The 18,158-nt window shown below is 60.2% G+C and carries 17 protein-coding genes; 2 read left to right on the forward strand and 15 right to left on the reverse strand.

The window, feature by feature from the left end; translation table 11 throughout:
• The first annotated feature begins 75 nt into the window (after positions 1 to 75).
• The gene (locus BLT65_RS18095) at positions 76 to 1,176 is read left to right on the forward strand and encodes an alkene reductase (protein ID WP_007736918.1); all 1,101 of its coding nucleotides are present in this window, start codon (positions 76 to 78) and stop codon (positions 1,174 to 1,176) included.
• A gap of 153 nt (positions 1,177 to 1,329) precedes the next feature.
• On the opposite strand, the gene BLT65_RS18100 is transcribed toward BLT65_RS18095, so the two are convergent.
• From BLT65_RS18100 to BLT65_RS18145, 10 genes are all read right to left on the reverse strand, one after another.
• Positions 1,330 to 2,247, reverse strand: coding sequence for a LysR family transcriptional regulator (locus tag BLT65_RS18100; protein ID WP_143036525.1), 918 nt, complete (start codon positions 2,245 to 2,247; stop codon positions 1,330 to 1,332).
• Between the two features lie 571 nt (positions 2,248 to 2,818).
• Positions 2,819 to 3,580, reverse strand: a complete 762-nt coding sequence (locus BLT65_RS18105) for an SDR family NAD(P)-dependent oxidoreductase (protein ID WP_091779609.1) — start codon at positions 3,578 to 3,580, stop codon at positions 2,819 to 2,821.
• A 23-nt stretch (positions 3,581 to 3,603) separates the two neighbouring features.
• Positions 3,604 to 4,518, reverse strand: a complete 915-nt coding sequence (locus BLT65_RS18110; protein WP_091779612.1) for a LysR family transcriptional regulator — start codon at positions 4,516 to 4,518, stop codon at positions 3,604 to 3,606.
• Positions 4,519 to 4,527: 9 nt separating this feature from the next.
• Positions 4,528 to 4,863, reverse strand: coding sequence for a ferredoxin (fdxA, locus tag BLT65_RS18115; protein ID WP_042305272.1), 336 nt, complete (start codon positions 4,861 to 4,863; stop codon positions 4,528 to 4,530).
• On the reverse strand, positions 4,863 to 5,636 hold the full coding sequence (locus tag BLT65_RS18120; protein ID WP_091779614.1) for an enoyl-CoA hydratase-related protein: 774 nt from the start codon (positions 5,634 to 5,636) through the stop codon (positions 4,863 to 4,865). Before BLT65_RS18120 ends, fdxA begins: the two co-directional genes overlap by 1 nt.
• On the reverse strand, positions 5,633 to 6,811 hold the full coding sequence (locus BLT65_RS18125) for a CaiB/BaiF CoA transferase family protein (protein WP_091779616.1): 1,179 nt from the start codon (positions 6,809 to 6,811) through the stop codon (positions 5,633 to 5,635). The genes BLT65_RS18120 and BLT65_RS18125 overlap by 4 nt, the downstream gene beginning before the upstream one ends.
• Positions 6,808 to 8,193: an FAD-dependent oxidoreductase gene (locus BLT65_RS18130; RefSeq protein WP_091779618.1), complete on the reverse strand. Its 1,386-nt coding sequence runs from the start codon at positions 8,191 to 8,193 to the stop codon at positions 6,808 to 6,810. Before BLT65_RS18130 ends, BLT65_RS18125 begins: the two co-directional genes overlap by 4 nt.
• Positions 8,194 to 8,226: 33 nt before the next feature.
• Positions 8,227 to 9,066 (reverse strand): ABC transporter permease, encoded by an 840-nt coding sequence (locus BLT65_RS18135; RefSeq protein ID WP_091779620.1) that lies wholly within the window; start codon positions 9,064 to 9,066, stop codon positions 8,227 to 8,229.
• Positions 9,066 to 9,899, reverse strand: a complete 834-nt coding sequence (locus BLT65_RS18140; protein ID WP_091779623.1) for an ABC transporter ATP-binding protein — start codon at positions 9,897 to 9,899, stop codon at positions 9,066 to 9,068. Before BLT65_RS18140 ends, BLT65_RS18135 begins: the two co-directional genes overlap by 1 nt.
• Positions 9,900 to 9,902: 3 nt before the next feature.
• Positions 9,903 to 10,934, reverse strand: a complete 1,032-nt coding sequence (locus BLT65_RS18145) for an ABC transporter substrate-binding protein (protein WP_042305278.1) — start codon at positions 10,932 to 10,934, stop codon at positions 9,903 to 9,905.
• 439 nt (positions 10,935 to 11,373) lie between these two features.
• Here BLT65_RS18145 and BLT65_RS18150 point away from each other — a divergent pair, with 439 nt between their 5' ends.
• Complete coding sequence (locus BLT65_RS18150) at positions 11,374 to 12,501, forward strand: porin (RefSeq protein ID WP_091779625.1); 1,128 nt, start codon at positions 11,374 to 11,376, stop codon at positions 12,499 to 12,501.
• Positions 12,502 to 12,624: 123 nt separating this feature from the next.
• Here BLT65_RS18150 and BLT65_RS18155 read toward each other — a convergent pair whose 3' ends face one another.
• From BLT65_RS18155 to BLT65_RS18175, 5 genes are all read right to left on the reverse strand, one after another.
• Positions 12,625 to 14,010, reverse strand: a complete 1,386-nt coding sequence (locus BLT65_RS18155; protein ID WP_091779627.1) for a sigma-54 dependent transcriptional regulator — start codon at positions 14,008 to 14,010, stop codon at positions 12,625 to 12,627.
• 294 nt (positions 14,011 to 14,304) lie between these two features.
• Positions 14,305 to 14,925, reverse strand: coding sequence for a hypothetical protein (locus BLT65_RS18160; RefSeq protein ID WP_091779629.1), 621 nt, complete (start codon positions 14,923 to 14,925; stop codon positions 14,305 to 14,307).
• Positions 14,922 to 15,314 (reverse strand): type II secretion system protein, encoded by a 393-nt coding sequence (locus tag BLT65_RS18165; RefSeq protein ID WP_091779846.1) that lies wholly within the window; start codon positions 15,312 to 15,314, stop codon positions 14,922 to 14,924. Before BLT65_RS18165 ends, BLT65_RS18160 begins: the two co-directional genes overlap by 4 nt.
• An 8-nt stretch (positions 15,315 to 15,322) precedes the next feature.
• A complete protein-coding gene (locus BLT65_RS18170; protein ID WP_091779631.1) occupies positions 15,323 to 15,868 on the reverse strand; it encodes a type II secretion system protein in 546 nt (181 codons plus the stop codon).
• A 3-nt stretch (positions 15,869 to 15,871) separates the two neighbouring features.
• Positions 15,872 to 18,157 (reverse strand): secretin N-terminal domain-containing protein, encoded by a 2,286-nt coding sequence (locus BLT65_RS18175; protein ID WP_244186520.1) that lies wholly within the window; start codon positions 18,155 to 18,157, stop codon positions 15,872 to 15,874.
• Position 18,158: the final 1 nt, after the last annotated feature.

Below are 18,158 nucleotides of genomic sequence, written 5' to 3' on the forward strand. Positions count from 1 at the left end.
GCGCAGGCGGTTATTCACTGCATAGAGCGACACTAGAATGAGCCCGTTTTTAATTACCTCAAATGGGCAAGTACTATGTCTTCTTTGTTCGATCCGTATGATCTCGGGCCTATCCGGCTCAAGAACCGTGTTGTCATGGCGCCGATGGAGCGCTCTCGCGCGCGCAATCCGGACTGGGCGCCGGAGGCCGACACTGCGCGCTATTTTTCGCAGCGTGCGGGTGCCGGCCTCATCGTGACGGGCAGCATCTCCATCAGCGAATGGGCTCGTACCTGGGCGTTCGAGCCCGGCCTTTACACGCCAACCCAGATCCGGGCCTGGCGTTCTATAACCGGAGAGGTTCATGATCATGGCGGAGTGATCTTCGGGCAGATCCGGCATGGTGGCCGCGCGAGCCATGTTTCGCATCAGCCGAATCGCCAGAGCACAGTTAGCTCTACCGACACCGGCTCGACGAAAGCAATTTCAATGGCGTTCGATGAGAATGGTCAACCGGCCTTTCTGTTGCAAGGCAAGCCACGCGCATTGCGTACTGATGAGGTGCCTCAGATCGTCGGCGAGTTTGCTCAGGCCGCGCGCAATGCTATCGAAGGTGGATTCGACGGCGTCGAGATCCACGGTGCCAACGGCTATCTTCATGATCAGTTCATCAACGGAACGCTCAACACGCGCGACGACAGATACGGCGGATCGATCGCAAATCGTCTTCGCTTCACGCTTGAGACCGTCGATGCGGTTGTCGATGCCATCGGTGGCGAGCGCATTGGCATCCGCCTGTCGCCCTTCGGCCGCTACAACGAAATGCCGGCTTTCGATGACGAGGCCGATACGTACTTGACGCTGGCGTCTGAGCTTTCGAAGCGCGGCATCGCTTATGTGCATTTCAGTGACCAAACACGATGGGCTGACGATGTCTCCATTCCTGAAAATTTTCTCCGGGTGTTTCGCAGCGCCTTCCGAGGACCTTTGATCCTCGCCGGTGGTTATCTCCGAGAAAATGGAGAGGCAGCTATCGATTCGGGAGAGGCCGATCTGATCGGGATCGGGAAGCCCTTCATCGCGAATCCAGACCTGGTCGAGCGCCTGCGCAACGGTTGGCCGCTCAATCAATGGGACGAGGATACGTTTTATACAGCGGGAGCCAAGGGCTATACGGACTACGGAGTCTACAAGTAGGACAGCGTCGTAGCTCCCCGCTCTGAAGCTTGTTCATGCAATCTGCTGAACACAGCGCGCAGACAGACGCTTCGCTGCCATCGGGCTACTGGAGAGCAGCGTGCTTCTTTAACTTCGCTCACACGAGGTATGCGATTCATTGCATGCGCGCTGCTACAGGAAACTGACGCAGCTGTCGAGCAGGGCGTCGACGATAACGCGAATTTTCGCCGGCAACGCAAGTGTTCGCGGCCACAACAGGTTGATCGGCACCTCACCGCCCGACATGCCGTCGAGCACTGTGACAAGATTGCCGCTGCTGAGGTCAGCCTGGACCATCCACAGCGGCAATTGAGCGAGCCCATGTCCTGACTTGACCGCAGCCAGCACCATTTCGAAGTCGCACACCCTGTGTTTGATCGGTACCACGTGCGGGGCGATTGAGCCGTCCTGCTGCTTGAGCAACCACGCCACACGATGCGGGGAATTCGAGCCGGCAATACAATCGTGATGGGCAAGGTCGGCTGCATGCTGGGGCGCGCCGTGTGCAGCAACATACGCCGGAGATCCGCAGATGACCAATTGTTGCACGCCCAGCCTTCGAGCGACCAGGTCGGTAGAGTCGCCTGGTTCGCCAATCCGCACGGCGAGATCAATGCCCTCGTCGATCAGGTCGACCAGCCGGTCATTGAAGCTGACGTTGAGTTGCAAGGCGGGACATCTGGCTGCCACGTCGAGCAGGACAGGCATCACGTATAGCCGACCGAACGCGGTCGGAAGATCGATACGAACCGGGCCTGCCGGTCTGTTCTGAGCGAGCTTCAGGATAGTCTCGCCTCGTTGCAGTTCATCCAGCGCGGCCGCGCAATGTTCTAGCCACGCTTCGCCATAGGACGTCAGCGTGAGACGACGCGTCGTGCGGTGAAGTAGTCTCGCGCCAAGTCGTGCCTCCAGACGCGAAACTGCGCGACCGACTGCGGACTTGGTCAGACCAAGCTCGTCGGCTGCAGAAGTGAACGTACCAAGTCGCGCAACCGCCACGAACTCCGCGATGCCATCGAACTGTAGGCTGGTAGGAAAATCGGTAGGCATATATCGGCAGTTGAAGCAACAAAGCAAGTGTGGCGAGGCTGACTCACGACGCTACGCCACAATTTTCAGCCCCCAGGAACCTTGAGATGCAGAGATCCTTTTCGCTCTTATGTTACACAATGAGGCGAGGACGAGCTCGCAAATGAGCACATTACCAGGCATTAACAGCGACCGATTGCAGGCATCGAATAGCCCTGAACGAACCCGGTCGAATACCAATGTTCCGGGCCGCGATCGACTCAAGTCAACCCTCATCGCCACTCAGGACCGTCGATGCAGCGTCAGATGACGTTCACTACTGACGCGTTGCTGGAAGCGAACATTCTTTGTTGATTTCGACGTTCGCAGCTCAAGCTAACGGGCACTTAAAACGTGATGCATAAGGCCCCCCTCGCCCTCACTGCGATCTCGGCGACGGAAATAGTCGTTCGCAAAGTCTAACGGCCACTCGCTTACATCCGTCTTCTTGCGGTTTGTTAATTCTTGCCGCTATTCGCCGACCTGGAGTGGCGTAGCGACGACTACACGCGCTTTACTACACCTCCACCACCCAACGTCGGCGAATGTCAGCTCAAGGCATGACTTGACCGCCGTTGACTTCGATGATTTGCCCCGTGACATAGCTACTCGCTTCATCACTGGCCAGAAACAGAAACGCACCCGTACATTCTTCAGCGGTGCCTAAGCGCCCCATTGGAATAGCCGCAGAAAAGCGCTTGAGAATCTCCGGACTGGAGTGTCCGTCATGGAAGGGCGTCTCAATCACACCCGGTGCCACTGCATTGACACGGATTCTCTCGCCGACCAACTCTTTCGCCATCGTCCGGGTAATGGTTGACACGAAACCCTTGCACGCTGCATAGAGCCCCGCACCCGGCCCCCCGCCTGTCCGGGCTGCTTGCGTTGTCACGTTGATGATGTTTCCACCGCCCGATCCCGCCATGAGTGGAATGACGCGGCGGCTCACCGCGACCACGGACCGCGCATTGAGACGAAAGACATCGTCGATATAGTCGTCGTCTGCTTCGACAATTGGCGCGCGCCGCACAAATCCACCCGCGTTGTTCACCAGAACGTCGATGCGTCCGAAATGCGAGTGTACCTTCGCCACCATCTCATCCACCTGGCTGGACTCGGTAATGTCGGCCTGCACGGCAATTGCATCACCGCCGGCCTCCTTGATCTGCGACACGACAGATTGTGCTGCTGACGCACCACTCCGATAGTGAACAGCGACCCTTGACCCGCATTCACCGAATGCGCGGGCGAGTGCGGCCCCGATGCCGGAACTTGCACCTGTGATCAACACCACCTTGTTCTTCAAATCTCGCATAGATGCTCCGCCATGTTGATTGATCAGATTCCGCGCAACGACAATTCGACGTGCTTCAGGCGTCTTACCATCCGGTCGACGAACTGAAGCGTCACGTGGGCCAGTGCGCGTTGATTCGGCGCAATGACGCCGACGGTGAGCGCGTTGACATTCACATCGTCAAGCGGCCGCCATACCACTTCGCCACGCGCCAGCTCGTCGAGAAACGCCAGCTTGGAGAAAAACGAAATACCTCGACCCGATGCGATCAGGCGTTTGAGAAGCGTTGTCGAATTGCACGTCACGCTAGGCTTCAGGGATTCCCAATACTCGTGAAAATCATTCGCCACGACACCCTGAATCGGCGAACGTCCTTCGAGTCTGAGAAACGCATGGTTGCGGCATTCTTCGAAGCTGATACGTTCTTTCTTCGCCAACGGGTGCGACGAAGCCATCACGACCCCAGGCGGCAGGGACACTTCCGTCACGACATCGAGGCCCGCCGGCAGCTTCGTGACGTAAGAAATGCCGAGATCATATTCACCGCTCACCAGACGCGCGGGAACATCGTGAGGCGGCACGGCGGCAATCGAATACGTCACTGCCGGGTAAGACTCGGAGAACTCTTCCACCGTGGCGGGCAGAAAGTCGACGAAGAGCGAGTCCATCGCCGCCACCGACACATGCCCTTTGCGCTCCCCCTTCAATGCATCGAGTTCACTGCGCATCAGATGAAAGTCGTTCAGTGTCGAACGGATATGCTGGAGCACGCGCTCACCCGCAGCGTTCAGGCGAATGCCATTCGGCAGCCGGTCGAACAGTTCCGCTCCCATCTCCGATTCGAGCTTGAGAATCTGCCGGTTGACCGCACTAGAAGCGACATACAGATTCTGTGCGGCTTTCCGGATCGATCCGCAACGCGCCACTTCAACGAAATACTTCAGGACATTCGCATGCATCGTGTTGCCTCAATTCACTGCGCGCGCCGGCCACCCGGCGACCACGGGATGGTCGCACGATATCTTGCCTACATCGCATGCGCCACCAGGTGAACCCAGCGCACTGACTCCAGTATCGAAGAACTCCCGGTTGACGCCGGTGAATCGGACCTCGACCTGCGGAACCTCGTCTTCGTGGAAGATGGCCTCCGTCGGGCACACCGACACACACACGCCGCAACTGATGCATTCATCGGGATGAATGTACAGCGTGCGCTCGCCTTCGTAGATGCAGTCGACGGGACAGCATTGCACACAGGCGCCGTCCTTGACGTCGATGCATGGGGACGTGATGACGTAAGCCATTAGCGTCCGCTCCAGCGGGGTTTGCGTTTCTCCTGGAAGGCGCGCACGCCTTCGTGAGCATCCTCGGATTGCAACGCCGAGACGAGTGCGGGTAGCCGCAGGGCCTGAGCCTCCGCCGCTGAAAGCGTCGACGTCCGCCGCACCACCTGCTTGATCGCCTGAAGCGAAAGCGGCGCACACGCGAGCAACGCCTCGACCCAGCGCTCGACGGCCGCATCCAGTTCCACACGCGGCACGACTTCGTTGACCAGCCCCATGTCGAGCGCTTCGCGTGCGGAGACCCGGCGCCCCGTCAACAGCATCGCCATGGCCTGCCGGTACGGGATCTGACGTTGCAGGAGCGTCATGCCTCCGTCGAGAGGCATGCGTCCGACAAGCGCCTCGGGCAAGCCGAAGCTGGCCTCTTCGCAGGCAACGACGAGATCGCATCCTAGGACCATTTCAAATCCGCCGCCGAGCGCATAGCCGTTCACGCGGGCAATCACAGGCACGTTCAGCGTCTCGCGCAGGGCGATGCCGCCAAATCCACCCGGGCGCGGCGCGGCCCAATATTCGAGCCCGCTCATCGACGGGTTCTTGAGATCGGCCCCGACACAGAACGCACGGTCACCCTCGCCCGTCAGCACGACGACGCGTATATCCCGGTTATGCTCCAGTTCGTTCCAGACGCGCTGCAGTTCGCTCTCGGTTTCCAGGTCCACGGCATTGAGCGCCTCCGGGCGAGCCAGCGTCACAGTGGCCACATGTTGCTCGATTACCAGTCTTACGCTCATGCGACCTCCGGCGCGACCGTCCCGCGCAGCTGGTTGAGAATCTCGTTGGTATGCTGCCCGAGCCTTGGGGGAGCGCGCCGCAATCCGACAGGCGCCCGCGACAGCTCGATTGGACTGCCGATGAAGCGCACCGGCTGGCCTTCACCTTCTCCTTCGATGATCAGACGGTTGTGCAGTGTCTGCGGGTCGACCAATGCTTCTCGCAGGTCGCGCACGGGGGCGCAAAGCAGATCCTGCTCTTCCAGTCGCGCGAGCCAGAAGTCTCGCGTGTTGCTTGCGAAGCGCTCGCGGAAGATCCTTTGCAACTCATCCTTATGGCGGAACTGCTCGTTCAGATTGCAAAAGCGTGGATCGACGGACAGGTCGTCGATCTGCAGCGCCGCGCAAATATCGCGAAGCGGGTTCGGCTTGAATGCGCCGACAAGAACGAGCGCACCGCCCTGGGTATCGAACACACCCGAAAGCGGCATGGCTGCCCAGTTCACTTCAGAGTCGGCCATCATGATCATCGCCGCTTCCTGCATCTGGATCGCGAGCATCGAGTTGTACAGCGACACGTTGACCTTCTGCCCTTCCCCCGTCCGCTCGCGATGCAGCAGTGCGAGCAGGATGCCCTGCACCATGTGCATGCCCGCGGAATAGTCGGCAAGCGCGGTCGGGTACACCGAGATCGGCAGCGACTCATCCGCGCGGCGCGCCATGACGCCGCTCATCGCCTGCGCGAGCACGTCCTGCCCACCCTTGTGCGCGTACGGTCCCGTTTCCCCGAAGCCTGTCCCCACGGCATAAATGATGCGGGGGTTAAGGCTCCGGCATGCCTCGTAACCGATGCCCATCCGATCCATCACACCTGCGCGAAAGTTGCTGACGACTACATCCGCGTCGGCGATCAGCTGCTTCAATGCCGCCATCTGCCCGGCATCGCGCAAATCGAGTTCGAGGCTGCGCTTGTTGCGGTTGAGGCTACAGAAGATCGGATTGTCGGCGCCCGCGACGGGCTCGAATGTCGAGCGGCTCAGATCACCCGCGCCGATACGCTCGACCTTGATCACGTCCGCACCATAATCGGCCAGCATCTGCGTGCAGACAGGGCCCATCATGACCTGCGTCAAGTCGATGATACGAACGCCGTGAAGCGGCAAATCCTGCGTGAATGCGTTGTTATTGCCAGTCATGCTGCGGCCCTCGCGTCGATGTGAACGGCAAGCGGCGGAATGTCCGCGTTGCGGCCAGTCTGATCGCCCGGGTCCGCCCCTTGAGCGCGCAGCGTCTTCTGCAAAGCGCCCACGTCGACATTGCGGACGGACACACCCGCGCTGAGCGCAAGCGCTGCCGCAACGCCAGCGGCTTCGCCCATCGCCATGCAGGGGGGAATTTCACGCGACATCTTTTGCGCCTGCGACGTCGCCGAATAGTGACGGCCAGCGACGAGCAGATTGTCGATCTGCTTCGGCAGCAACACGCGGTATGGCATGTAATAGTCGCGTCCGCGAGCGATGCTGTCTTCGAAGCGCGTGCGCTGCGCGAGATCCTCCTTGCTCATCACATACTCGCCTTCTAGCAGGCGAGTCTGACGCACGCCCGTTTGCGGCGCGACATCGATCACAAAGCAGTTTTCGAAACCCGGCAGCTTTTCGCGCACAAAATCGACCACGGCATGGATATGCTTGCGGCCCTGCATCTCGGCGCGCGTCAGATCCTCGGGGTTGAGGCCATCGAGTCCCGCCATGTGCGGGCAGTTGCACCACACAACGCCCGGCAAGGGCGTCTTGAGCCACCAGTAGCCCCACGAGCCACCGAGAATGCGTTTGATCTGACGGTCGAGCAACGCGAACGCCTCTGGCTCTTCGGCCTCGAAACGTTCTGCCGCATCCGTGTCGACACCACCGAGACGAAACACCGTCGTCGTGATGTACGTGCCGCCGACATGCGGCACACCCGCCGAGGCGGCAACATCCAGGTCGCCCGTCGCGTCGATCACGACGTCGGCGAGAATCGCTTCCCGTCCGCTTTTCGTATCGCAGATCACGCCCTTCACCTGACCGTCTTCGACGAGGGTTTGGGAAAACCACGAGTGCAACCGAAGCTTGATACCGAGCTCTTCCACCATTTCGAGCGCGACGCGCTTCATCGCATCGGGATCGAAAGCCGCCGCGAAGCACACGGGATGCGGCGTCTTCTGGCTGTGAAAATCGAATGTGCCCCAACGTCCCCACTGGCGATAAGCAGCGGGATCTTCACCCCATTCATGCGACTGCGGAAACACGGCAAGCTTGCGCGCCGCCATCCGTTCGATGAATGTCATGCAGGTGCCGCGCACCGAGATCTCACGAAGGTGGTTGTCCCACATGTCGTCGAGTACCAGCACCATGCCACCCGATGCGAGCCCGCCAAGATGGTTGTAACGCTCGAGAAGAATGACTTCCGCGCCATTTCGCGCCGCACCGATCGCCGCCGACAGGCCTGCGGGACCACCCCCGACTACGACGACATTCGCCTTCGCGGCCACGCGCACGTCGCGAGCGGGTTCCTGGATCAATTCGCTGATCATGTTCATTTCGTCTCCTTTCAGAATTGCTTGTCGCTCAGCTCAATGCGTGCTTTCGGGTTGCCATTTGATGAGGCAGCGCTCGAGTGCCGCGATGACCAGAAAAAATGCGCCTGCCAAGATGGCGCTCATGATGATTGCCGTGTACAGCAGCGCGGAATCGAAGTTATAGGTCGCCTGGATAATCATCGCGCCGATGCCCTGTGTCGCTCCGATCCATTCACCGACCACTGCGCCGATCACAGACATCGACGCAGCGATGCGCAGCGCGGAGAAGAGATACGGCAGTGAGGAGAAAACCCGAAGCTTGAAGAAAATCTCGCGCTTGCTGGCCGAGAGAATCTGCATCAACTCCATGGCCTGCGGATTGACGGCATTGAGTCCGCGCACCATGTTCACCAGCGTCGGAAAGAAGCAGACGATGGCAGCGATCGTGATTTTCGGTTCGAGGCCGTTGCCCATGATCAGCACGAGAATGGGTGCCTTGGCGACGACGGGAATCGAATTGATCATCACGGCGACCGGGTAAAAGATGTCGCGCAATGTCTTGTTGTGGACAAAGACGGTTGCCAGCAGGATCGCCGCGAGGTTCCCCAGCAGAAAGCCGAGCGATGCCTCGATGGCTGTCGGCAGCAGGTTCTGAATCAGCACATCGCGCTTGCTGACAAAGGTCTCCAGCACGAGCATCGGCGACGGTGCAATGAACGGCTTGACATGAAAGCCCGCAACCACAGCCCACCAGGTGAACAGAAGACCAGCAACACCGATTGCCGGCAACATGCGCGCGCGCCACATTTGCTGGCGTCGGCGTGCGGCCCAGGCCAGTGCTTCGTCGTCGACGGTGGGCGAAGACATATTCAGGTGGATTTCAGACGTAGCCATCAGCAGGTCTCCAGTACACGTCGCAGATACGCGGCGAGTTCGACGAATTCACGGGTCTCGCGGATATCGAGCGTGCGGTTTTCAGGCAGGTTGACGGGCACGATCTCCTTCACCCGGCCGGGGTTGGCAGCCAGCATCAATACGCGCTGACCGAGAAACGCCGCTTCGTAGATGCTGTGCGTGACGAACAGCGTCGTGAGTCCCATCTCTTTCCAGACGCGGCGCAGTTCTTCATTGAGGCGGTCACGCGTGATTTCGTCGAGCGCGCCGAATGGCTCATCCATCAACAGCACCTTCGGATCGCTGACCAGTGCGCGGGCGATGGCGACCCGCTGGCGCATGCCGCCCGACATCTCATGGGGATAAGCGTCCTCGCGCCCCTTGAGTCCGACCAGTTCCAGCAGTTCGCGGGGTGTGGCGCGGCCAGCGCGATTCTTTCCGTTCGCCACTTGCAGCGGCAGCTGCACGTTCTGCAGTGCCGTGCGCCAGGGCAGGAGCGCCGCGTCCTGAAACACGAAACCGATATCGCGTCGTTCCCGCGCGACATTGGGTGGCGAGCCGAGCACGCTGATCTCGCCCCGGCTTGGCTTGACCAGATCGGCGACGACGCGCAGGAACGTCGACTTGCCACAACCGGAGGGTCCCAGAAGCGTCAGGAATTCACCCGACGCAACGTCCAGACTCAGGCCTTCGATCGCAGTGACGCTGCGCCGGTCGGTGAAGAAACGGACATTGATATTCCGGCAGCTGATTGACAAGGCGCCGGCGTTCGGCGCCGCAATGGGCGAGTTTGCCCGCTCCGCGCGCGGCGGATTGAAGGTGGCAGCTTGCATGGGTTACACCAGAAGTCGTGAGGAACGGGTAGCGTTGAGCACGTCCATCGTCATGACGTCCTCTACCTTGGGTTGATGCGCCCTGAACTGGCCGAGCTGTCCGTAGGTCGAGATCTGTTCTTCCCAGACCTTCGGGTCCATCGCTCCCCAGCCTTGCGTCTGCGTTGTCTGGTTGAAGGCGTAGCTCATCAAAGAATCGATCGCGATGCGCTCATCCGCATGATTCAGATTCGGGTATTCCTTGATGAGCAAATCGACGGCCTGATCGCGATGGGTGTTCGCATAAATCCATCCGCGTGCCGTTGCGCGCATGAAGCGGCTGACCGTATCGGGATGATCCTTCAGCGTCGCCGTTGTCGTGTAGTACGGCAATGCATAGAGGCGCACGCCCGTGTCCCACAGCCGCAGATCGACGCGATCCGCACCAAGCGGCTTGAGCGCAGTGGTATTGGTCTGCCAGCCGGTGACGGCATCCACCTGCCCGCTCAGAAGCGGCATCATGTCAGCGCCGATCGGCACGATGTTGACCTGGCTTTCGGGAATCTTGTTCTTGGTCAGCAACGCCTTGAGCAGTACCATTCCCGTCGCCTGAATGCCAATGCGCTTGCCGATCATGTCGTGCGGCGTGCGAATCGGGTTCTTCTTCAACGAGAAAAATGTGTACGGATGCTGCTGCAGTCCGGCGGCGATGCATTTGATCGGCAGCCCTTCCGAGACGGCCAGCATGATCGATGGGCTCGATGAAATTTCGCCCGTCTCAAAGCGCCCCGAGGCGACGATCGCAACGCCATCGATATTGGGGCCACCTGGTTGAATCTGGAAATCGATGCCTTCCTGCTGGTAAAAACCCAGTCTCTTCGCGACCACCTCACCAACCTGATTGCCGCCCGGGACCCATCCCAACTGCATATTGACGGTCGATTTCTCACCTGCTAGGGCGCGCACCGAAAGCAGTGCGCCTGTCGCCGCCATGCCGCCCGCCGCGAGCGTCATTCGCAGCAAACGCCTGCGCCCCGCATTCTCGACTACTGACATGTTTCACTCCTCCGATGGTCCTGGATTCAAGGGGGAACCGGTCTGTTGCTTTCCGAGTGCTGCCGGCTAAGTGCATTCTCAGCAGCCGAAAGTGTCCCCGCAAGCATCAATTTTGAAGACGAGTGATGCCGATTTTAGCTCACCCCATCGGAATGCACCGATATGGTGCAACATCTCCACTGCGCACCTGACGCGCACGTTGCACGATCACCCGCTCTGAAAATTCGCTCACTGCGGGTCAAATTAAGTGCTAGCCGACGCGATTTTTGTTCCGCAAGAATCGGTCGCTAGTGAGGCAGGCAAGAGACGGCCTCGCTCATGCAATCCGTGTCAGATCCGTCATGCCGGTACGTCAAGGTCCGTCATGCAGACCATCCAATTCGTTTTCCTAAATTAATCGAGCTGTACTTCAAACAATCAGCCAGCACTCAAGGAAATCATGATTCGACGCGCTATCGTCATTGCGGCAACCGCTCTCGCCTGTCAGACGGCATTCGCCCAAAGCAGCGTAACGCTCTACGGTTTGATCTCAAGCGGAATCGTGTATGCGAACAACCAGAAGGGAGCCGACAAACAGGGGCATTCGACCTGGCAGTTCGCAAGCGGACCGATGCAGACGCCGCGTTGGGGCATGAGAGGGGTCGAAGACCTTGGCGGGGGACTCAAGACCATCTTTACGCTGGAAGGCGGTTACAGCATCGGCACTGGCGCCCTGTCGCAAGGCGGGCGGTTGTTCGGACGGCAAGCCTTCGTAGGCTTGTCATCGAACAGTCTGGGTACGGTCACGATCGGCCGCCAGTATGACGAGGCCGTCACGCTGTGCATTTTTTCGTCGGCCTGCCAGTTTGCCGCATATGGCGCGCATATCGGCGACAGCGACAATGTGTTCGATACTTTCCGCATTAACAATGCGGTGCAGTACAAGAGCGTCGAATATGGTGGATTCCAGTTCGAAGGGCTCTACGGTTTTTCGAACAAGGCTGGGGATTTCTCGGACAACAACGCCATCAGCGCAGCTGCTCAATATCACAGGGGACCGTTCTCCTTCGGAGTAGCCTACCTTCAGGTCAAAATGCCGAATGACCCCGCCAATCCCAATGGCGCGGTGGTCGGGGACTACGGCTTCACTTCACCGTTCATTACCAACCCTGCGACCAATGCAGGCGTGAGTAAGCAGCGAATGTTCGGCACAGGTGGCGCCTACGCGTTTGGAAATGCGAACCTGTCGCTGCTCTATACGAACGCGCGCTTCGAATATCTCGACGAATCCAGACTGACGCTGCAGAACTTCGAAGTCTCATTGACCGATTATGTTCTTCCGGACCTGATGCTCGGGGCGGCATATGTCTTCACTACGGGACAATACCGTCCCCAGGAAACAAGTCCGAAATGGCATCAGGTCAACGCTGGCGCAATTTACTTCCTGAGCAAGCGGACGGATGTGTATCTGGTTGGCATTTATCAGAAAGCCGCAGGCGATGCAAAATTCGCCCAGATCTATACGCTTTCGCCATCGACCACTAAATCACAAGTCTCGGCCGTGATAGGTCTACGGCATCGTTGGTAAAAGGGAGGGTGCCTGTGATCCGCAGGTGTTGCTTCCAGCGCCCGGAGGGATACGCTGCGTCATCGCAAGTCGTTGGCGAGACGCTCGCGGCTGCCGTTCGGCGCAGGTATGCATCGGCGCAACCTAGCGAACCACCGTTAGCGAGCGATCGGTGCGCAAGCCCCTCAGAAACGAAGCAATATCGAACCCATACGACTCGAGCAGCCGGTACAGCGTGACGCGCGAAATACCAAGATCGCGCGCCGCGTCCGCGACTCTGCCGCGATGACGCAGCAAGGCCCTTTCAACTGCCTGTTGCTCCGCACGCCGCCGCACCTGGTCGAGCGACATCGTGCGCGCATCGACATAGTGCGCAAGGCCAAGGTCACTTGCCGTGATGACAGAGTTGTCGAACAGTACAACCGCACGCCACACGCGATTCCTCAATTCGCGGACATTGCCGGGCCAGTCGTGCGCACGCAGTGCCCGAATCGCGTCGTCGGAAAAGCCGCGAATCCGGCGGCGCGAATCCACGCGCAACTGATCAAGCAGATGCCGCGCCAAAAGCTCGACGTCGGCACCTCGTGCCCGCAGCGGCGGCTCTTCGATCTGGAGCACACTCAGCCTGTGATAAAGATCCTCGCGAAACCGTCCTTCACGCGCCGCGCGTTCGAGATCGACGTTCGTCGCACAAACGATTCTCACGTCCACATCGACCGAGCACAGGCCTCCGAGTCGTTCGATGCTGTGCTCCTGCAGAAAACGCAGGAGCGTCACCTGGCTTTCCATCGGCAGATCGGCAATTTCGTCGAGAAACACCGTACCGCCATTCGCCGACTCAATGCGTCCCGTCTTCCGCTCATTCGCCCCCGTGAAGGCGCCACGCTCATAGCCGAAGAGTTCCGAAGTAACGAGATGTACAGGGATCGCGCCGCAGTTGATCGCGACAAACGGCCCATGGTGTCGATCCGAGTGCCGGTGAATGGCGAATGCAGTCAGTTCCTTGCCCGTACCCGACTCCCCCTGGATAAGAACGGGTGCGTTGCACATCGCGACCTTGCGCATCGTGCGAAATAGCTGGAGCATCGCATCGCACGAGCCGATCATGTCACCATCGACAACGGTCAACGATTCAGCCGTCGTGGTTCCGCCCAGTGAGCACATGCCGCGCGCGTGACCCACGGCATGTCCGAGTTCGACGGCCGTCGTCGGTAGCGTGATGTAGCTGATGCAGTGACTACGCACAACAGAACGGATGGTGGCATCTTCCAGTTGCCCCTGCTGAAGCGCCGCGACCCAGCCTACGTCCCGCGTCGCCAGCACCTCCGAGAGCGGCTCCATGTCGCGCGGAAACTTCATCGACGCAATATCGAGCAATCCACCTGCGCCCGCAGCAAGCCGTGTCCGATGCTTCGTCCGCGCACTCATGTCGATCCGGTCGATCGCCCATCCCTTTGTCGGCAGCAGCGCATCCGGCAGCGCGCGGTTCACGCGGCAAACGTGATAGAGCTTCCTCGTCACAGAGTCCATATGAAGCCTCTCTGTTTGATTCTGATTCGAAAGAAAAGCTGATCGCCCTGACAAGGAAGCGAAATTGCACCGTAATGGAAGTGTCGGCGAGTGCAGCTTAAGAACGCCTTAAGATCTGTTTTCTATTCAGAAGACGACGGCTCTTTTGCGTATCAATCATTCGCCATGTGTGCGGTACACCTCATAAGCCGCAGTGAACATCCAGGTAATGAGAATCAATGACACAACCTTGACGTTGGACCTGCAACGATGAAGATGCAAACAGGTGGATTTCAGTCGGCTTGATACTGATCGTCAATGCGATGCGCCGAAGGGACGGGGCGTGTAGTGCGTCAATCCGTCGTTCATCGGATCGAATGGCGCGCCTGCTGTACCCGGTCTCGCTGGCTTCGCCGGGGTATCGCTGTTGGAATAGCCGCGCTGCATCGGCGGCAAATAGAAGAACTGCCAGCCTGCGTAGGTCTGCTGCCCTTCGAAGTCTTCGAACTGCCGGGGAAAGTTGGCACGCTTGATCGGCGCATCCATCGAATTGCTGTGCAAGCCCGCCAACCGTCCCGCCTGATAAATATAGACCCAATCGTTCTGCCCGGTGATGGGATCGGCATACGCGCGCCGCAGATGATGCAGCGACTCGGGAACACGCGTGTCGTTGAGCAGTTCATCGACGGAAGCGGGCAGCGTGCGCCCAGCGCGGTAGTAGCGCAATATCGCGAGCCGGTACTGGTTGCCGACAAACAGCAGTTGCTGTTCGTTTTCGTGTTTGCGTTGCAGCGACCAGACATCGAGCGCGCCCATCAGCGCGACGGAGAGCAGCATCAACGCGATCAGCAACGTCAACATCACGAGACCGCGATCGCGCGCGACATGCCCGACATGCGCAGTCATTCGGCGGCCACACGCTGCGCCGAACCTCATTTGCCTGCTCCCGCGTCACCCGAAGCCGCGCCCTGCGGGCTGCTGGCAGGCACGATATCGTAGACACCCGGCTTCGTGTCATCCGGCGACGCGACGACCGCCCATTTGTCGTCACCGTTGACGGGATCGACGGGAATCGTGCGCAGATAGTGGCGCGTCACAAGTTCGTCGAGCGTATCAGGATAGGCAGCGTTGTCACCGTAGTACTTGTCGATCGCATCGCGCATCACAGCGAGATTCTGCGCGCGCACCTGCTCCTTGCCGCGATCGATGCTGTGCATGTAACTCGGCAGCGCGATGGTCAGCAACAGCCCGATGATCGCCATCACGACCACCAGTTCGATCAGCGTGAAGCCGGCATCGCGCCGGCGCGTATCGATGCGTTTCATGGTCGCGCTCACCACTGTCGATAGGGAATGCCATTGATACCGACGCGATCCGACTTCGACGTAACGTCGAATACGTCCTTCCCCGCGTTGCCGCGTTCCGAAGCATCGCTGCCGTCGGCATGCGCGGGCGGGTCGCCGAACGCGCGCAGGCTCCAGGTGTCTTCGGGCGGTGTATCGGCGTCGCCTGCGAAGAACGGGTCGCGCGGCACGCGGCGCAGGAACATCAGCAGGCCGCCCTTCGGGTCCTTCACGTTCTTCACGCCGTCCACCAGCACCGCAAGCGATGGCGGATAGCCGGAAGCTTCCGCTTCCCGCTCGACAAGACCGGCGTCGCTCGCTTCCTTGTACGCGTCGAGGGCGGTACGAATCTCGCGCAATGCGCCGCTTAGTTGCTGTTCCTTTTCGCGCTGCACGATCAATTGTGAAAAAGGCACGACAGCAAGCGCCAGAATGCCGACGAGCGCAAGCGTGATCACGAGTTCGACCAGCGTGAAGCCACGCGGCCTCGCACGGCGCGCGATGCGGCAACGGTCTGGACGCACAAGGCGAGACATCGTTCAGTACCCGCCGTTCTGGATCGGACGCAGCGGGTTGTCGCTCGGCATGTCGCCTGGCGGCATCACGAGATTCGACGGAGGTGCGGTCGGCGCTGACAGCGCGGGTGCGGGCGGAGGCGGAGGCGCCATCTGCGCACCGGGTGCTGCGGACGGGGTCTGTGGCGTGCTGCCGTTGCCGTTCTCGCCGTTCGACTGCGCCTCGGCGGCCCCTTGATCGACAGGCGGCGTGACGCCGTTAGCGGGCGGCGCAGGCAAGGTCGAATAGCGGCCGCCGTACGGTTGCTGCGGCGGCGCCGTGCGTGGCGCCGGAGGCAACTGACCGAACGCGCTCGCGGGCGGCTGGGTTGTTGGCCGGCCCTGCGTGCTGCTGTGCGGCGTGGAGGCCGCACCACCCGTCGTGCCGCCGCCCACGCTGCCGGGCGTACGGACGACGGGACGCGGCACCGCCGGTTCCAGTTCCGCGACGACCGGGTCGAGCCGCAACTGCTCCGAGTGTACGTTGACGTCCGTGCCCGACCAGACTTCCTGCGTATCCGCGTCAGCGGCGATCTGCGGGCGCACGATATGCGGTGTGATCTGCAGCACGATCTCCGTCTTCACGTGGTCGCCGTTGTGATTGGAGAAGAGCCGACCGAGCACGGGCAACTGGCCGAGGCCCGGCACCTTGTCAGCCGTCGTTCTGTCCTGATCGGAAATCAGGCCACCGAGAATCTGCGTTTCGCCGTCGCGCAAACGCAGACTCGTCGACGCGTTACGCGTGCCGATCTGATAAGCAAGTGTCGTCAGCCCTGCCTGCGAACTGTCACTCTGGATAACCTTGGTGATGTTGCTCACTTCCAGATTCAGCTTGATGCCGACATCGCCGTCCCGATAGACCTGCGGCTCGACTTCGAGCTTGATGCCGACGTCGAGGTACTGGACCATCTGCGTATAGGAAGGTCCACTCGTGCTCGGCGTGCTCGAACTCGAAATCACGGGCACCTTGTCGCCGATCAGGATGCGCGCCTTCTCCTTGTTGCGCGCGCGAATGCGCGGACTGGCGAGCAGGTTGGCATCGGTGTCGCTCAGCTTGAAATTGGCCGTCGCTGACAGGCCGCTCACGTTGAGCGCATTGATAGGCAGATGGTGCAACTCGCCCCAGGTATTGGCCGTGGCGGGTGTCGACATGGTGAACGTGTTCGGCCATTCGATGCCAAGGTCAGTCATGCGATCGTGCGAGACTTCCAGTACCTGAACCTCCATCATCACTTCAGGCTCGGGAATGTCCTGCGCGGCGATCATTTCCTCGGCCACGCGGATCGTATCCGGCGTGCCGCGTATCGTGACGGTGTTCGACCGTTCGTCGACCACCACTTCCTTCAGCTTCAGCAGGCTCTTCAGCAAGCCCTGAATCTGCTTCGCATCGACATTCGACAGCTGGAACGTGCGCACCTTCAGTTCCTGATACTCCAGTTCCTTCGCCGGCGTCGCCGGATAGATGAAGAGCGTATTCGCGTTCAGTTGCTTCTTGTCGAGCTGGCTCTGCATCAGGATCATGTCGACGGTGTCCTGCAGCGTCGCGTTCGTCACGAAGATGGTCGTCTTCAGGTCGGCGCGCACGTCACGATCGAAAATCACGTTGAGCCCCGTCGTTTTCGACAGCGCTTCAAACACCATCCGCACATTGGCGTCGCGAAACTGCAGCGTGACAGGCGTTCGCATGATGGACGACGCGGTGATCTTTTCCTCCTTCAGCGCGCGCTGCTGATTACGTTTGTCCTGGATATTCCTGAGCATCTGCTGCGCCATCGGATTGGTCGGGTTCTGCGCCAGCACCCGATGCACGCGCTCTTCCGCGAGCGCATACGAGCCGCGCTGCATCATGCGGTCCGCTTCCTGCAAACTCGTGAGGTCGCGCCGGTCACGGTCGAGCGCGGCGCCGATCTTGCGGCCGCGCTCGCTCGTCGGGTCGATCTGGTAAGCCTGGCCAAGCGCCTGGACCGCGAGGTCATACTGATAGCTCGCGCGGTACGCGTCCGCATCGTCGAGCAATGCATTCACGCGCGCGTCGCGATCATGCAGATAGTCGATCTGCAATTGCGCGTTGGTGGGATCGTTCTGGCGCGTAGCGGGCGGTGTCACGCAACCGCCCAACGCCAGCACGGCCAACGCGATGCACGCGGCCTGGCGCTTCGTGAGCAGCACGCGGGGCGAGCCATGCGTGAGGGGCGCGGAATGCGGTGGATAGCGCGTAGATGAGCCGCTGTCCCCGTTGCGGCTCCGATCGCGGCTGCATGCGGCTGTCATT

The sequence above is a fragment of the Paraburkholderia steynii genome (genome assembly GCF_900100565.1).
Taxonomy (GTDB): domain Bacteria; phylum Pseudomonadota; class Gammaproteobacteria; order Burkholderiales; family Burkholderiaceae; genus Paraburkholderia; species Paraburkholderia terrae.

Excerpts from the sequence above, each read along its gene's own strand:
- BLT65_RS18095 (WP_007736918.1), top strand. The coding sequence starts at position 76 with ATGTCTTCTTTGTTCGATCCGTATGATCTCGGGCCTATCCGGCTCAAG.
- BLT65_RS18100 (WP_143036525.1), bottom strand. The coding sequence starts at position 2,247 with ATGCCTACCGATTTTCCTACCAGCCTACAGTTCGATGGCATCGCGGAG.
- BLT65_RS18105 (WP_091779609.1), bottom strand. The coding sequence starts at position 3,580 with ATGCGAGATTTGAAGAACAAGGTGGTGTTGATCACAGGTGCAAGTTCC.
- BLT65_RS18110 (WP_091779612.1), bottom strand. The coding sequence starts at position 4,518 with ATGCATGCGAATGTCCTGAAGTATTTCGTTGAAGTGGCGCGTTGCGGA.
- fdxA (WP_042305272.1), bottom strand. The coding sequence starts at position 4,863 with ATGGCTTACGTCATCACGTCCCCATGCATCGACGTCAAGGACGGCGCC.
- BLT65_RS18120 (WP_091779614.1), bottom strand. The coding sequence starts at position 5,636 with ATGAGCGTAAGACTGGTAATCGAGCAACATGTGGCCACTGTGACGCTG.
- BLT65_RS18125 (WP_091779616.1), bottom strand. The coding sequence starts at position 6,811 with ATGACTGGCAATAACAACGCATTCACGCAGGATTTGCCGCTTCACGGC.
- BLT65_RS18130 (WP_091779618.1), bottom strand. The coding sequence starts at position 8,193 with ATGAACATGATCAGCGAATTGATCCAGGAACCCGCTCGCGACGTGCGC.
- BLT65_RS18135 (WP_091779620.1), bottom strand. The coding sequence starts at position 9,066 with ATGGCTACGTCTGAAATCCACCTGAATATGTCTTCGCCCACCGTCGAC.
- BLT65_RS18140 (WP_091779623.1), bottom strand. The coding sequence starts at position 9,899 with ATGCAAGCTGCCACCTTCAATCCGCCGCGCGCGGAGCGGGCAAACTCG.
- BLT65_RS18145 (WP_042305278.1), bottom strand. The coding sequence starts at position 10,934 with ATGTCAGTAGTCGAGAATGCGGGGCGCAGGCGTTTGCTGCGAATGACG.
- BLT65_RS18150 (WP_091779625.1), top strand. The coding sequence starts at position 11,374 with ATGATTCGACGCGCTATCGTCATTGCGGCAACCGCTCTCGCCTGTCAG.
- BLT65_RS18155 (WP_091779627.1), bottom strand. The coding sequence starts at position 14,010 with ATGGACTCTGTGACGAGGAAGCTCTATCACGTTTGCCGCGTGAACCGC.
- BLT65_RS18160 (WP_091779629.1), bottom strand. The coding sequence starts at position 14,925 with ATGAGGTTCGGCGCAGCGTGTGGCCGCCGAATGACTGCGCATGTCGGG.
- BLT65_RS18165 (WP_091779846.1), bottom strand. The coding sequence starts at position 15,314 with ATGAAACGCATCGATACGCGCCGGCGCGATGCCGGCTTCACGCTGATC.
- BLT65_RS18170 (WP_091779631.1), bottom strand. The coding sequence starts at position 15,868 with ATGTCTCGCCTTGTGCGTCCAGACCGTTGCCGCATCGCGCGCCGTGCG.
- BLT65_RS18175 (WP_244186520.1), bottom strand. The coding sequence starts at position 18,157 with ATGACAGCCGCATGCAGCCGCGATCGGAGCCGCAACGGGGACAGCGGC.